Here is a 13,550-nt window from a genome sequence, read left to right as displayed (position 1 = left end):
TCTCCTTCGACGACACAGCGGGCCGTTGACGATGCTATCCGGCGAGCCGGACGGCCATGCGCCTGCCTCGAAAGGAGCACCCGGTCAGCCCGGGACCCGCCGGGCCGGTGGCTGCCAGTCGTCCCACCTCGGGTCGGCCGTGCCGATCACCGCGGGCGGGTAGCCGAGCAGGCGGGCGCCCGGCGTGCTGGCCAGCTTCTGCTGCACCGCGGCGATGTCGGCCAGCCGGCGGTCGGTGTTCATGGTGGCCCGGCTGGCGGCGCCGTCCTGCATGACGTCCAGCCGCTCCTGGCGGGCCAGCGCGTCGGTCTTGGCCCGGGCCAGCAGCAGCCGGTTGGCCCGGTCCCGGTCGACGGTGGGCAGGCCGACGGTCGGCCCGATCAGCTCGGGGTGCTCGGTGATCAGCCGGTCGCGGTTGAGCTGGTTCATGTCGTTCCAGGCCTGCGCCTTGAAGTCCGGCGAGTAGTCGTCGCTCTGCAGGAACTGATAGTCCTGCAGCAGGAAGTCGTTGGACCCGGACTCGGCCAGCTCGGCGTTCAGCGGGGTCGGGTCGTTGTCCATCTGGTCGATCAGATCGGCCGCCTGCCGGTCGGCGTCGTTGGCCTGGGCCAGGATCTGGGTGAGCCGCCGGGAAAACTCGTCCATGATGCCCCGCACGGCCGTGACCGAGTCGTTGGTGACCGGGCCGGTCGTGCTGATCTGCCCGGTCCGCAGGTCGACCCGCATGCCGTCGGCCCTGGCGTCGTCGACCACGGCGTACACCAGGGTGCGGCAGTGCTCGAACTTCTCGGCCAGGCCGCGCAGCTGTTGCGCGACGACGTGGAAGCCGTGCGGGACGTTGCCGATCTCGATCTGGAAGGTGCGGTTGCGCTGCTCGGCGGCCTCGGCCGCGTCGCCCTCCCAGTGGTTGGGCAGGTCGCCGGTGCCGCGCGCCATCTGCTCCACGGTCGCGTCGAGCTCGTCGGCGATCTTCTCCCAGCCGGCTGCGGCGTCCCGGATCCGGCCGGTGTCGGCGTGCATCAGCGCGTCGAGCGTGATCGCCATCAGTAGTACCCCGCCTCGGAGCTGAGCCGGGCGGCCGCCTCGGCGTCGGTCTCGTGGTAGTCGCCGGCCGCCTTGTGCAGGTCGCCGGCGAAGGCACGCACCTGCCCGGCGAGGTCGGTCAGGGTTTCCCGCCAGCCGATCGCGTAGTTGCCGGTGGCACCGAGCGCCGCGGAGCCCTCGACGGCCGAGTCGGTGATCGAGCCGCACCGGTCGACCTCGCCGGAGACCCGTTCGAGGCGCCCGGCCACGTCGAGCACGGCGTTCCCGATCTTGGACACCTCGGGTTGGTCTATCCGGACCATCGCGCCCATGCCATCCTCCCATCGATACCGATAGTGACCGTACCGCTACTCGGCAACGTTCTGTCGTACCGGTCTGGCAAGGTGTTCCCAGCAGATCGAGGAGGCGACGATGGCGCTGCAGGATCAACTCGCGAGCCGGGTGCTCAAGCTACCCGGCGCCGTCCAGCCCTTTTCGATCGACCGAGGGCTGCGCATTCCGATGCGCGACGGCGTGACCCTCGCCGCCGATCACTACGTGCCGGCCGGCGAGCCCGCCGGCACCCTGCTGGTGCGCGGTCCGTACGGCCGCCGGTTCCCCTTCAACCTGCTGTATGCGAGGCCCTACGCCGCCCGCGGATACCACGTGGTGTTCGTGTCCTGCCGGGGCACCGCCACCTCGGACGGCGACTTCGACCCGATGCGCACCGAGCGCGCGGACGGCCGCGACGTGGTCGCCTGGCTGCTCGCGCAGCCCTGGTTCACCGGCACGTTCGCCACCATCGGCCCGTCCTACCTGGGCTATGTCCAGTGGGCGCTGCTGGAGGACCCGCCCGACGAGATGGCCGCCGCGGTGATCACGGTCGGCCCGCACGACTTCGCCCGGCACTCCTGGGGGACCGGCTCGCTCAACCTCGACCTGGTCGGCTGGAGCGACATGGTGTCCCGGCTGCCCCGCTCCGACAAGTCGTCGCTGACCGCCCGGGTGTCCGAGCTGTTCGCCGGCCCGGCGCGGACAAGGGCGTTGCGGTCGGTCTTCACCGACCTGCCGCTGGTCGAGGCGGCCGAGCGGCACTACGCGGGCCGGGCGCGCTGGTTCCGCGACCGGGCCACCCGCACCGACCTGGCCGATCCGTACTGGGAGCCGATGCGCCACCCGCTCGCCCTGGAGCGGGCGCGGATACCGATCCTGCTGCACAGCGGCTGGCAAGACCTCTTCCTGCAACAGACCATCGAGCAGTACGAGCGGCTGCACGCCCGCGGCGTCGACGTGGCGCTCACCGTCGGCCCGTGGACGCACACCGAGGTGATCGGGCGGGGCGCGTCGATCCTCATCCCGGAGACTCTCGACTGGCTGGGGGCGAAGCTGCGCGGGGAGCCGCTGCGCCGTGCTCATCGCGTACGCGTGCAGGTCACCGGAGCCCGCGACTGGCGCGAGTCGGACGCCTGGCCGCCACCCACCCGGGAGCTCGCCCTGCATCTGCGCCCCGGCGGCGGCCTCGGGGAGGCCGCCGCGGGCGAGGCGGCGTTCACCTTCGACCCGGCCGAGCCCACGCCGGCGATCGGCGGCCCGCTGCTGGAGGACGGCGGCTATGTCGACGACTCCGCGCTCGCCGCCCGCCCCGACGTGCTCGCCTTCACCGGCGAGCCGCTGGCGGCCGCGTTCGAGGTGCACGGCTCGCCGGTCGTCGAGCTGGCGCACCGCACCGACAACCCGCACGCCGACCTGTTCGTGCGGATCAGCGAGGTCGACCCGGCCGGCCGCTCGCGCAACGTGACCGAGGGCTACCGCCGCCTCGACCCCGACCGCGACCAGAACGCCCCGGTCCGCCTCCCCCTGCTGCCGATCGCGCACCGCTTCGCCGCCGGCTCCCGCGTGCGAGTCCTGATCGCCGGCGGCTGCTACCCCCAGTTCGCCCGCAACCTGGGCACCGCCGAAAACCCGGGCCTCGGCACAAAACTCCAGCCCACCCGGCACACGCTCGCCCTCGGCCCGTCCCGCATCGTGCTGCCCCGATCGAGTTGAGCCCCGTTCGCGTGCCAGGAAGAAGCAGGTCGAGGCGGGCTTGGCACAGGCCGCCCGCCCCCACCATCCCGGTCATGGTGTGATTGGTATTGGTGTTGGTATTGTGATCGGCGTGACCGCCGACACGATCTCCGTGACGCTCGACCCGGACCTGCGCAAAGACCTGGACGCGGAGGTTGCCGGCGGCAATCGGTCGGCTGTCGTGGCGCAGGCCGTCCGGGAGTACCTCGACCGTAAGCGGATCGCCGCTGCAGCAGAGTGGCACGCGAGTCTGACCGGCGACGACGCGGCAGCGCTCGAGGCGTTCGACGCGCAGTGGTGACCCGGGGCGACATCGTCGAGTACACGCAGGGAAGCCGGCGCATCAGAGTCCTCGTCGTGAGCGCGACCCCTTACAGTCGCGTGTATCCGGTGATCGTGTTGGTCCACGACCGGGCCGACGGCGATGTGCCAGGCATCCTGATCCCGCTGCCGGCCGACATCGGGGGCGGCGGCACCATCGACCTGTCCAGGATTCGGTTCGCGGACCCGTCCGCATTCGGGCGGCGGCTTGGGCGCGTCACGGCCACGATGTTGACCAATATCGATGCGGGCCTGCGTCGACTGCTGGCGCTCTGAGCTCGGTGGGTCGACGCGTCCTGTCCCGGTGATCGGGCCTGGCCGCGGCTCGTGGCGTGGCGGGGTGACCGGTGGGGCATAGTGTGGCGGTGAACGCTCCATCGTGTCCGGCCGAGACCCGCCTGTACGAGAACGGCAAGGTCATCGCCGAGGACTTCCCGGCCGGCGAGGTGGCCGAGAGGCTGGCCCGGCATCCGAACGCCGTGCTCTGGCTCGACCTGTACCGGCCCACCGCCCAGGACCTGGCCACGGTGGCCGAGGAGTTCCGCCTGCACCCGCTGGCCGTCGAGGACGCCACCCAGGAGCACGAGCGGCCGAAGCTGGACCGGTATCCGCAGCATCTGTTCCTCAACGTGTACGCCGTGGACGTCGCCACGAAGCCCGAGGACCCGCCGTTCGGCAAGACCGAGATCAGCGCCTTCGTCACCGACCGCGCCCTGATCACGGTCCGCAAGGCGCCCAGCGACACCGCCAAGTTCGTCGAACGGTGGGACGCCAGCGCCAAGCTCACCGAGATGCGGGGCGTCGCCTTCCTGCTCTACGGGCTGCTCGATGTGGTGGTCGACGGGCACGTCAGCGCCGCGCAGCAGCTGGACGTCGCGATGGACAGCGTCGAGGACATCCTGATCGAGGAGGGTGGCGCGCCTCGCGAGGTTCGCATGCACGGCCTGCGGCTGCGCAAGACGGTCGCCGGGCTGCGCCGGGCGGTGGCGCCCATGCCGGATCTCGTCTCGCAGGCCATGCGCCCGGACCTCGAACTGGTCGACGAGCATCTGATGCCGTACTTCCGGGACGTCGAGGACCACGCCCGGCACGCCGAGGACCAGGTCGAGCACCTGCGCGACCGGATCGACTCGCTTTTGCACGCCGACCTGGCCGAGCAGGGCAACGTGCTCAACGACATCACCCGGAAGCTGGCGGCCTGGGCCGCGGTGATCGCCGTCCCCACCGCGCTTACCGGCTATTTCGGACAGAATGTGCCATACCCCGGCTTCGCCAAACCTTGGGGGTACGTGCAGAGCATGGTGCTGATCATCTGCTCGGCCGGCGGCCTGTGGATCTATCTTCGGCGGCGGCACTGGCTCTAGGGTGGGGCGCATCGAAACGGGGAGCCGCGCGTGAAGACCTTGGCCGTCGACGGCGTCGACCTGTCCTGGAACGGCGGCCCCCCGGTGCTGACCGGCCTCACGGTCACCGCCCGGCCGGGGGAGATCCTGGCCGTCACCGGCACCTCGGGCGCCGGCAAGACCACGCTGCTCAGCGCGATGGCGGGCCTGCTGCCCCCGGCCTCCGGCGTGGTGCTGATCGACGGCGACCCGCTCGGCGACCGCGACCGTGCGGTGTCGCTGGGCGTCGTGCTGATCCCGCAGGACAACGGCCTGGCCGCGATCCTCACCGCCGCCGAGAACATCGCCGTGGCGGTCATCGCGACCGGCGGCACGCCCGCCGAGGCCCGCCGCCGCACCGCCGAGGCGCTGGAGCCGCTCGGCCTCTCCGGCCAGGCCGACCAGCTGATCGAGGAGCTGTCCGGCGGTCAGCAGCAACGCACGGCGATCGCCCGCGGGCTGGCCCTGCGGGGCGACGTCCTGCTGGCCGACGAGATCACCAGCGAACTGGACGCGGCCAACCGCCAGCGGGTGATCGAGCTGCTGCGCGGCGAGGCGACCCGCGGCGCGGCGGTCGTCTTCGCCACCCACGACCCGGAAGCCGCCGCGGCCTGCGACCGGGAACTGCACCTGGCCGACGGCGCCGCCGTCTGGGCCCGGCCGTAGGGCTGTCCCGCCGATCACGACGGGCTGCGGCTCTACGGAACGTGCTCGGTGCCGCTGGGTACCAGCGTGACCTCGCCGTCGAGGTGCTGCACGGTGAAAAGGGTCCCCGGCGGATAGTTGCCCAGCACCTCCGGCGGCAGCTGCACGGTGCCGTCCCCGGCGACCACCGCGAAGTCCTGGCCGCCGCGGCCCTCGGCACCGACCCGGCCGTCCCGGATCGTCACCGCCCGGCCCAGCCGCGCGCCCACCTCGTTGTCGTGGGTCACCACCACGATCGTGGTCTGCCGTTCCGCGTTGACCGTCTCCATCGCGGCCAGGACCTCGTCGCGGCCGGCCGTGTCGAGGCGGCTGGTCGGCTCGTCCACCAGCAGCAGCCCCGGCCCGGCCGCGATACCGACCGCCAGCGCCGCCCGCTGCCGGCCACCCGGGGTCAGGTCGGCCAGGCGTTGCCGGCCCTGGCCCGGCAGGCCGACCAGGTCCAGGATGCGGTCCGGATCGTCCAGCTTGATGCCCCGGGTGTGTGCGGCCCGCCGCTGCGCCAGCCAGATGTTGCGGTGCAGCGACGCGTACGGCAGAAGGTTGCGGCCCGCGCCCTGCAGGACCACGCCGATCTCCGTGCCGCGCAGCCGGGAGATCTCGCCGTCGGAGAGCTTGCCCAGGTCGTAGGTGCCGATGTTGATCCGCCCGGCCGACGGCCGCATCAGGCCGGCCAGCAGGGCGATCAGCGTCGACTTGCCCGAGCCGGACGGCCCGACCAGCGCCAGCGTCTCACCCGGCGCGATCGACAGGTCGACCCCGGCCAGCGCGACCACGTCACCCGCCTGCGCCCGATAGATGTGCACCACGCGGCGGCAGGCCACGGCAAGCCCGTTCATGCGGCACACGGTAGCGGTACCCCTGGTCGCTCGAAAGTGTCCGGCCCTAGGCTTCTAGGGTGATCCCCGTGCGTGACATCGCCGTTTTCTCCGGATCCGCCCATCCCGAGCTCGCCGCCGAGATCTGCCTGCATCTGGGCGTGCCGCTGATGCCCACCAAGACGTCCCGCTTCGCCAACGACTGCATCGAGGTCCAGCTCCAGGGCAACTGCCGCGAGCGGGACGTCTTCCTGATCCAGCCGCTGGTACCACCCGTACAAGAGAACTTGGTGGAGCTGCTGTTCATGCTCGACGCCGCCCGTGGTGCGAGCGCCGGCCGCATCACCGTGGTGATGCCGCATTACGCGTACGCCCGCAGCGACAAGAAGGACGCGCCCCGCATCTCCATCGGCGGCCGGCTGGTGGCCGATCTGCTCACCACGGCCGGGGCCGACCGGGTGCTCGCGATGACGCTGCACTCCCCGCAGGTGCACGGCTTCTTCAGCATCCCGGTCGACCATCTGCACGCGCTGCGCGAGCTGGCCCACCACTTCCGCGGCTACGACCTGAGCGACACCGTCGTCGTCTCGCCCGACCTGGGCAACGCCAAGGAGGCCGCCGCCTTCGCCCGCATGCTCGACATCGACGTGGCGGCCGGCGCGAAGCAGCGCTACGCCGACGACAAGGTGGTCATCACCACGGTGATCGGCGACGTGACCGACCGCGACGTGATTGTCCTCGACGACGAGATCGCGAAGGGCAGCACCGTTTTCGAGCTGCTGGCCCGGTTGCGCGAACGCAACGTCCGCAGCGTCCGGGTGGCCTGCACGCACGGGTTGTTCACCGGTGACGCGATCCGCCGCCTCTCCGACGAGAAGGAGATCGAGGAGATCGTCTGCACCAACACGGTGCCGATTCCCCGCAAGAACCACACCGAGAAGCTGACGGTTCTCTCGGTCGCCCCCGCGTTGGCCGAGGCGATGCGCCGCATCCACAACGGCGAATCGGTCAGCGCGTTGTTCGCCTGACGGCGAGCCGTCCCCGGCGCCGGCCGCACGCAGCAGGTTGCCTGGTGCTGCGCGTGCTCCAGCACCGCGGCGCCACCACCGTCCGTGCCCGGTCGCCTACCCGGGCACCACGCCGATGCGGGCGCGCAGGTCATCGGCCGTGAGGTCGGCGGCGTAGACGTCGCTGCCCGGCTGATGCTTGCGGCCGCCCTGGGCCAGGCTGCCGGCGTTGACCGGCTCGTAGCCCATCTGCTCGATGATGTCGCACACCTCGCGCTTGGCCGCCGCGTCGTCGCCGGAGATCGGGATCCCGTAGCGCTCGAGCGACCCGGCCTCGTGCCCGTAGTCGCGCAGGTGGTCCCAGCGCATCGCGTTGAACGCCTTGACCACCCGCGCGCCGGGCAGGAACTCCTGCACCAGCTCGCTCGAGGTGGTCCAGTCGTCGTCGAGCGCCGCGATGTGCCCGTCCCGTTCGGGCAGGTAGTTCTCGGCGTCGATGATCGTCTTGCCGGCGAGCTCCGCGGCCGGCAGTTCGCGATAGTGGCCGAACGGGACGGCCAGCACGACCATGTCCCCGTACGCGGCCGCCTCCTGCGCGGTCATGGCGTGCGCATGCCGGCCGAGCGTGGTCTCCAGATCGTGCAGAGTCTCCGGCGCCCGGGAGTTGGCGACGGCCACGTCGTGCCCGGCCGTCACGAACGAGCGGGCCAGCGTCGAACCGACATGCCCGGCGCCGATGATCCCGATGTGCATGATCCCTCCTCACCGTTGGTGCGGACCGGGAGGAGGAGTGCTGCAGGAGAACGCTACCCCAGCAGCCGTGGTGGTGAGCGGGGGACGGGGAGGGCGTCCCGTCCCCCGCTCCAGTCCAAGCGGACGGATGGTGTCTCTAGGAACCGGTGTCACGCGATAGTGCAGTCTGATTGGCCTCCCTTCATTTGTGATGGTCGATGTTGGGAGCGCTCCCAAAGAACTTTACCGGTACGCAACAAAGATGAACAGGGGGTGTGTCAGGTCGTCGCCGTGCAGGTGACCGTCGGCGTCGTTGCCGTGCCCGAGCCGAGGAACCCGAACGTCGTGCTCCCGCCGGCGCTCAGCGCCCCGTTGTAGCTGACGTTGGTGGCCGTGAGCACGGTGCCGCTGACGCTCGCGGTCGCGTTCCAGGTCTGCTGGACGGTCGGCGCGCTCGGGTAGGTGAGCTTCACCGTCCAGCTCTTGATCGCCGCCGAGCCGGCCGTCACCGTCACGCCCGCCTGATATCCGCCGGACCACTGACTGCTCAGCGCGTACGCGGCGGAGCAGGCGCCGGAGGCCGGCGGCGTGGTCGGTGACGTGGTCGGCACGGTCGTCGGCGGGGTGGTCGGTGCGGTCGTGGGCGTCGTCGTCGGGGGCGTGGTCGGTGACGTGGTCGGCGGGGTCGTGGTGCCACCGCCGCCGAAGTCGATGTCGCTGCACCAGTAGTAGGACTGATCCAGGTGGCTGGCCTGCCAGATCGTGTAGACCATGGCCCGGCCGGTGCGCCCGGTCAGCGCGACCGGGATGTTCAGTTGTACGCCGCCGGTGACCGGGGTCCACTGCGACGCCGGGGTGTTGCCGACGACCGCGACCCGGGTCAGGTCGGACCACTTGAGCGCGGTGGTCACCGGGTTGAAGCCCGGGTTGGTGACGTACACCCAGAGGTAGTCCGCTCCGTGCAGCGCCTGGTCGAACACCTGCACCGTGAAGTTGTTGCCGACCGTACTGGGCTTCCAGTCGCCGACCGTGTCCATGGCGTTGTAGCGCCCACTCTGCGTATGCCCGGCGCTGCACAGTTGGCCGTCCGGGATGGCGCCCTGGTGGTTGCCGGCGACGCCCTCCCGGAAGAGGCCGTTCCAGTTCCACATCGCGTTCGGGTCGGCCTGCCACGCCTGATAGCACATCGGATCCTCGGTGGCCATCGCCGGATCCTGGAAGTGGTCGCCCCAGCGGATGAAGCAGCCGTAGTTGCGCGAGGCGGGACTGATGACGTTGCCGTGCGCCTGCGCCGGACCGGCCGGCAGGGCAACCGCGGCCAGGGCGGCGACAAGGGCGCCGACGACGGCGCTGACGAGGAGTTTCCTGGTAATCATGAGGGCTCATAGCTCCGCGGGTGATGGCCCCTTGGCGGCAGGGCCGGGGTCGGGGGAAGGTCCGCGGAGGATGCCCTCGACCTCCGCGCGGCGTGACCCGGCGAGTGACGCCTACCCTTCCCGTTGAATCGATATATGTCAATACTGGTCGGGGATCCGCCGTGCCGGGGGTAGGCGGGTGGGGCCGGTGATGCGTAAGAATGCCGGGGGCGTCGCGGCACAGGAGCCGCGCCGCGTGACGCCGGGAGGTCGGAGGATGCCGGAGCGTGACGCCGCGGAGCTGCTCCGCGACGCGAAACGGGTCGTCGTCTTCACGGGCGCCGGCATGTCGGCCGAGTCCGGCGTGCCTACCTTCCGTGACGCGCTGACCGGCCTGTGGGCCCGCTTCGACCCCAAGAGCCTGGCCACCCCCGAGGCGTTCGCCGCCGAACCCGCCCTGGTCTGGGGCTGGTACGAGTGGCGCCGGGCCGAGGTGCTGCGCGCCCGGCCGAACGCCGGGCACGACGCGGTGGCCGCCATCGAGGCCCACGTCCCCGACACGGTCGTCATCACCCAGAACGTGGACGACCTGCACGAGCGCGCCGGCTCCCGCACCCCGATCCACCTGCACGGCAGCCTGTTCACCCCGCGATGCTCGTCGTGCGACCGGCCCGCCCCGCCCCCCGCCACGACCCCCGCCCCGGCCGGGCCGCACGAGGAGCTCGACGGGCGCCTGCCGCCGCCGTCGTGTGCCGACTGTGGCGCCCCCGTCCGGCCCGGGGTCGTCTGGTTCGGCGAGCAGCTGCCGACGCATGCCCTCTCCGCCGCCACCGAGGCCGTCTTCGGCTGCGACCTCCTGTTCACCGTGGGCACCTCGGGCCTCGTCTACCCGGCGGCGGAGATCCCGTACGTCGCGGCCCGGTCCGGCGCCACCGTGGTGCAGGTCAACCCGGAGCCCACCGCCCTCGACGCCGTCGCCGACGTCAACCTGCGGGGTACCGCGGCGCAGATCCTCCCCGACCTGGTGGCCCGGGCGTGGGGCGATCGATGAAGCAGGGCGCCACCCGTCGATCTTTGGCCGTCGATGCGGCGGGCCCGAGCGCGTAGCTTCGGCTCATGGTCGTGATTGCGCATGTCAGCGATATCCACGTCGACGCGGGTGAGCGGAGTGCCGAGCGGGTCGGCCGGGTCTTCCGATATCTCGCGGGGCTGCACACCTCCCCGGACGCCGTGATCGTGACCGGCGACATTGCCGATCACGGCGCCGAGGCGGAGTACGAGCGGGTCCGCGGGCTGGTCCGGCTCTCCGCCCCGGTGCTCTGGTGCCCGGGCAACCACGACGACCGCGGGCCCTACCGCAAGGCGTTGCTCGACGAGGAGCCGACCGCGCGACCCGTCAATCGGGCGTACGAGATCGCCGGGGTTTTGATCTTGATGTGCGACTCCAGCATCCCGGGGCGCAACGACGGGCTGCTGGCCGACGAGACCCTCGCATGGCTGGAGGCGCGGCTGTCCGCGCGGGCCGAGCTGCCCGCCCTGATCTGCTTCCACCATCCGCCGGTCACGCTCGGCATGCCCTTCGTCGACGGCATCCGGCAGTTCGGCGCCGAGCGACTGGCCGCCGTCGTGCAGCGGCATCCGCAGGTGGTGGCGCTGCTCTGCGGGCATGCGCACACCGCCGCGGCGAGCACGTTCGCGGGGCGCCCGCTCCTGGTCGCCCCGGGCGTGGTCTCCACCGCCATGCTGCCGTTCGAGACCGACGCGCTGGTCGACCTCCACCAGCCGCCGATGATCGCGTTTCACGTGCTCGCCGATGATCGTCGGCTGACCACCCACTATCGCGTGATCGTCTGAGGTTCATGGCGCCGTCGGCGTCTCCCACGCTGCCGCCGTTCACCGACGACGGTTGCAATGCTGGCGAACGGGCCGCACGCACCCCACCCGACACGGATCATGTCCGCATGGGTGTCATGGCTTACCCCCTCCGGTACGCGCTCGCCGATCTCGCCCTGGCGCTCAGCCGGGCCGTCGACAACGCCGAGGAGGTGCGTTCGACGGCGGCTCGTGCAGCGGCCGACATGATCGGGGACGGCGCCGGTGTGCAGCTGCTGCGCGACGACGGCCGCTACGACGCGATCACCTATCTGCACGTGGACGACGAGCGCGCGGCGCCGCTCGGCCGGGTGCTCGACCGCGTCGGTCAGCTGCCCGACGACGACTTCTCCACCGCGCTATCGGCCGGCCGCCGGCCGATCGTGCTGGCCGGCGAGGGCGTCGAGCCGCTGACCGGCCACGAGCACCAGGTGCACGCGGCCGTGCTCTGCCCGGTGATCGTCGACAACACGTACGCCGGATATCTGGTGCTCACGAGAGAGGGGCCGGGCACGTTCTACTCGACCGCCGAGGTCGAGCTCGCCCGGGACATCTGCGGCGAGCTGGCACTGGCCATCTCCAGCGCCCGCGCCCTGGAGCGGCTGAAGGCGAGCGAGGAGCGCTACCGCCGGGTGCTGGAGACCATCCCCGAGGGGGTGCTGCAGCTCGACCCGGACGGCCTGGCCACGTACGCCAACGAGCCGATGGGCGTCGTGCTCGGCATGCCGCGGCACCAGCTGGTCGGGGTGTCGCTGCGCGGCTTCCTCGACGACCAGGGGCAGAAGGAGCTGACCCGGCGGCTCGCCGAGTGCCGGGCCGGCCGTTCCACCGTCGGCGCGACCCGGCTGATGCGGGCCGACGGCTCCCGGCGCAGCGTACGGATGAGCATGATGCCGCTGATGGACGACCATGGTCAGTTCACCGGCGTGGTCTGCATGGTCACCGACACCACCGATCACATCGACGCCCGCGGGCTCAAGCGGCAGCTCGACCACCTGCGCCGGCTCGACAGCCTGGGTCAGCTGATCGGCGGCATCTCGCACGACTTCAACAACCTGCTGACCGTCGTCGGCGGCTCGGCCGACATGATCCTCTCGCACGCCGAGGAGGGTTCGCCGCAGTACACGCTGGCCAACGACATCCTCGAGGCGGTCAGCACCGGGCGCACGCTCACCCACCAGCTGCTGGCGTTCGGCCGCAGCGACGGCAACCGGCCCGAGATCATCCCGATCCCCGACCTGCTCACCGACGTGCAGTCGCTGTTCAGTCGCACGCTCGGCGAGCACATCGGGCTGGACCTGGCGTTCGGCCAGGACGTCTGGCCGGTGCGCGCCGAGCGCGGCCCGCTGGAGCAGGCGCTGGTCAACCTCGCGGCCAACGCGCGGGACGCGATGCTGCACGGCGGCATGCTGCGGGTCGCCGCCAGCAACGAGGTGCACGAGCAGGGCGAGCTGCCCGAGGGCGTCCCGGAGGGCCGGGTGGTCCACCTGGTGATCACCGACACCGGCACCGGCATGACCGACGAGGTGCGGGAGCGTGCGCTCGAGCCGTTCTTCACGACCCGCCCGACCGCGGCCGGGCTGGGCCTGGCCACCGCGGCCGGCATCGTGCAGGGCATCGGCGGGCACATCGAGATCGAGTCGCAGCCGCGGATCGGCACCACGGTCCACCTCTACCTGCCCGCCGCCGAGACCCGGCAGCCGGCCGAGGGGCGGCAGGCCGCCAACCAGGTGATCGGCAACGTGCTGATCGTCGAGGACCAGCCCGAGGTGGCCCAGCTCGTGCAGCGGCTGATCGAGCCGGCCGGCTACGCCATCACGGTAGCCACCGACGCCCTGACGGCGGTCACCCAGGTCGCCGCCGGGGCGCACCCCGACCTGCTGATCACCGACGTGGTCATGCCCGCGATGACCGGCCCCGAGCTGGCCGCCGCGTTGCGCACGCACCACCCGGACCTGCCGGTGCTCTACATGTCCGGCTACACCGCCGCGTCGCTCGGCCCGCAGCTGCACCTCGACGAGAACAGCATGCTGATCGAGAAGCCGTTCACCCGGTCGACCCTGCTGGGCGCGATTCGCACGCTCTGCGGCCCGCAACCAACGGCCGAATAAAAACCCTTCCCTGGGTACGCCCGGCGGCTCCGGCGCCGGGCCGGATCCGGCTGCCCGAACGAGTGCCGGGGCCGGGGGTGACGCGAATCCGATTACTCCTGCCAAAGGGGCGAACTTGGGGCGCGCGGACTTGCCAGGGGATCTGGACAAACAGCAGGAT

The 13,550-nt window shown here is 71.5% G+C and carries 14 protein-coding genes; 9 read left to right on the top strand and 5 right to left on the bottom strand.

Annotated elements, in window-relative coordinates; genetic code table 11:
- Window positions 1-84 precede the first annotated feature (84 nt).
- Entirely contained in the window at window positions 85-1,044 is a 960-nt protein-coding gene (locus ODJ79_RS15655) for a WXG100 family type VII secretion target (RefSeq protein WP_263024173.1), read from the bottom strand.
- Window positions 1,044-1,355 (bottom strand): hypothetical protein, encoded by a 312-nt coding sequence (locus ODJ79_RS15650; protein ID WP_263024172.1) that lies wholly within the window; start codon window positions 1,353-1,355, stop codon window positions 1,044-1,046. The genes ODJ79_RS15655 and ODJ79_RS15650 overlap by 1 nt, the downstream gene beginning before the upstream one ends.
- 100 nt (window positions 1,356-1,455) lie before the next feature.
- Here ODJ79_RS15650 and ODJ79_RS15645 point away from each other — a divergent pair, with 100 nt between their 5' ends.
- The 5 genes from ODJ79_RS15645 (at window position 1,456) to ODJ79_RS15625 (ending at window position 5,459) form a co-directional block, all read left to right on the top strand.
- Entirely contained in the window at window positions 1,456-3,069 is a 1,614-nt protein-coding gene (locus tag ODJ79_RS15645) for a CocE/NonD family hydrolase (protein ID WP_263024171.1), read from the top strand.
- Window positions 3,070-3,181: 112 nt separating this feature from the next.
- Window positions 3,182-3,391 (top strand): ribbon-helix-helix domain-containing protein, encoded by a 210-nt coding sequence (locus ODJ79_RS15640; protein ID WP_263024170.1) that lies wholly within the window; start codon window positions 3,182-3,184, stop codon window positions 3,389-3,391.
- Window positions 3,392-3,447: 56 nt separating this feature from the next.
- Window positions 3,448-3,687 (top strand): hypothetical protein, encoded by a 240-nt coding sequence (locus ODJ79_RS15635; RefSeq protein WP_263024169.1) that lies wholly within the window; start codon window positions 3,448-3,450, stop codon window positions 3,685-3,687.
- Between the two features lie 89 nt (window positions 3,688-3,776).
- Window positions 3,777-4,775, top strand: a complete 999-nt coding sequence (locus ODJ79_RS15630; RefSeq protein WP_263024168.1) for a magnesium transporter CorA family protein — start codon at window positions 3,777-3,779, stop codon at window positions 4,773-4,775.
- A gap of 30 nt (window positions 4,776-4,805) precedes the next feature.
- A complete protein-coding gene (locus tag ODJ79_RS15625) occupies window positions 4,806-5,459 on the top strand; it encodes an ABC transporter ATP-binding protein (RefSeq protein ID WP_263024167.1) in 654 nt (217 codons plus the stop codon).
- A gap of 32 nt (window positions 5,460-5,491) precedes the next feature.
- Here the strand turns inward: ODJ79_RS15625 and ODJ79_RS15620 are convergent, their stop codons facing one another.
- Window positions 5,492-6,334, bottom strand: coding sequence for an ABC transporter ATP-binding protein (locus ODJ79_RS15620; protein ID WP_263024166.1), 843 nt, complete (start codon window positions 6,332-6,334; stop codon window positions 5,492-5,494).
- Window positions 6,335-6,402: 68 nt separating this feature from the next.
- Between ODJ79_RS15620 and ODJ79_RS15615 the strand changes: the two genes are divergently transcribed.
- Entirely contained in the window at window positions 6,403-7,341 is a 939-nt protein-coding gene (locus ODJ79_RS15615; RefSeq protein ID WP_263024165.1) for a ribose-phosphate diphosphokinase, read from the top strand.
- Window positions 7,342-7,437: 96 nt separating this feature from the next.
- Here ODJ79_RS15615 and ODJ79_RS15610 read toward each other — a convergent pair whose 3' ends face one another.
- On the bottom strand, window positions 7,438-8,073 hold the full coding sequence (locus ODJ79_RS15610) for an NADPH-dependent F420 reductase (protein WP_263024164.1): 636 nt from the start codon (window positions 8,071-8,073) through the stop codon (window positions 7,438-7,440).
- A 257-nt stretch (window positions 8,074-8,330) separates the two neighbouring features.
- The gene (locus tag ODJ79_RS15605; RefSeq protein ID WP_263024163.1) at window positions 8,331-9,428 is read right to left on the bottom strand and encodes a lytic polysaccharide monooxygenase; all 1,098 of its coding nucleotides are present in this window, start codon (window positions 9,426-9,428) and stop codon (window positions 8,331-8,333) included.
- A 256-nt stretch (window positions 9,429-9,684) separates the two neighbouring features.
- On the opposite strand from ODJ79_RS15605, the gene ODJ79_RS15600 reads away from it, so the two are divergent.
- The 3 genes from ODJ79_RS15600 (at window position 9,685) to ODJ79_RS15590 (ending at window position 13,390) form a co-directional block, all read left to right on the top strand.
- The gene (locus ODJ79_RS15600; protein WP_263024162.1) at window positions 9,685-10,458 is read left to right on the top strand and encodes an SIR2 family NAD-dependent protein deacylase; all 774 of its coding nucleotides are present in this window, start codon (window positions 9,685-9,687) and stop codon (window positions 10,456-10,458) included.
- 65 nt (window positions 10,459-10,523) lie between these two features.
- Window positions 10,524-11,261: a phosphodiesterase gene (locus ODJ79_RS15595; protein ID WP_263024161.1), complete on the top strand. Its 738-nt coding sequence runs from the start codon at window positions 10,524-10,526 to the stop codon at window positions 11,259-11,261.
- A gap of 116 nt (window positions 11,262-11,377) precedes the next feature.
- Window positions 11,378-13,390 carry a response regulator gene (locus ODJ79_RS15590; protein ID WP_263024160.1) on the top strand — a complete coding sequence of 671 codons (2,013 nt, stop codon included), beginning with the start codon at window positions 11,378-11,380 and terminating at the stop codon, window positions 13,388-13,390.
- Window positions 13,391-13,550: the final 160 nt, after the last annotated feature.

Origin of the sequence: Actinoplanes sp. KI2 (assembly GCF_025630775.1) — a bacterium.
Classification (GTDB): Bacteria; Actinomycetota; Actinomycetes; order Mycobacteriales; family Micromonosporaceae; genus Actinoplanes.
The sequence above is the reverse complement of the archived record's forward strand: the minus strand, read 5'-3'. Positions and strand labels throughout refer to the sequence as shown.

Coding starts and splice junctions, on each gene's coding strand:
- ODJ79_RS15655 (WP_263024173.1), bottom strand. CDS start 1,044: ATGGCGATCACGCTCGACGCGCTGATGCACGCCGACACCGGCCGGATC.
- ODJ79_RS15590 (WP_263024160.1), top strand. CDS start 11,378: ATGGCTTACCCCCTCCGGTACGCGCTCGCCGATCTCGCCCTGGCGCTC.
- ODJ79_RS15605 (WP_263024163.1), bottom strand. CDS start 9,428: ATGATTACCAGGAAACTCCTCGTCAGCGCCGTCGTCGGCGCCCTTGTC.
- ODJ79_RS15595 (WP_263024161.1), top strand. CDS start 10,524: ATGGTCGTGATTGCGCATGTCAGCGATATCCACGTCGACGCGGGTGAG.
- ODJ79_RS15650 (WP_263024172.1), bottom strand. CDS start 1,355: ATGGGCGCGATGGTCCGGATAGACCAACCCGAGGTGTCCAAGATCGGG.
- ODJ79_RS15600 (WP_263024162.1), top strand. CDS start 9,685: ATGCCGGAGCGTGACGCCGCGGAGCTGCTCCGCGACGCGAAACGGGTC.
- ODJ79_RS15645 (WP_263024171.1), top strand. CDS start 1,456: ATGGCGCTGCAGGATCAACTCGCGAGCCGGGTGCTCAAGCTACCCGGC.
- ODJ79_RS15620 (WP_263024166.1), bottom strand. CDS start 6,334: ATGAACGGGCTTGCCGTGGCCTGCCGCCGCGTGGTGCACATCTATCGG.
- ODJ79_RS15610 (WP_263024164.1), bottom strand. CDS start 8,073: ATGCACATCGGGATCATCGGCGCCGGGCATGTCGGTTCGACGCTGGCC.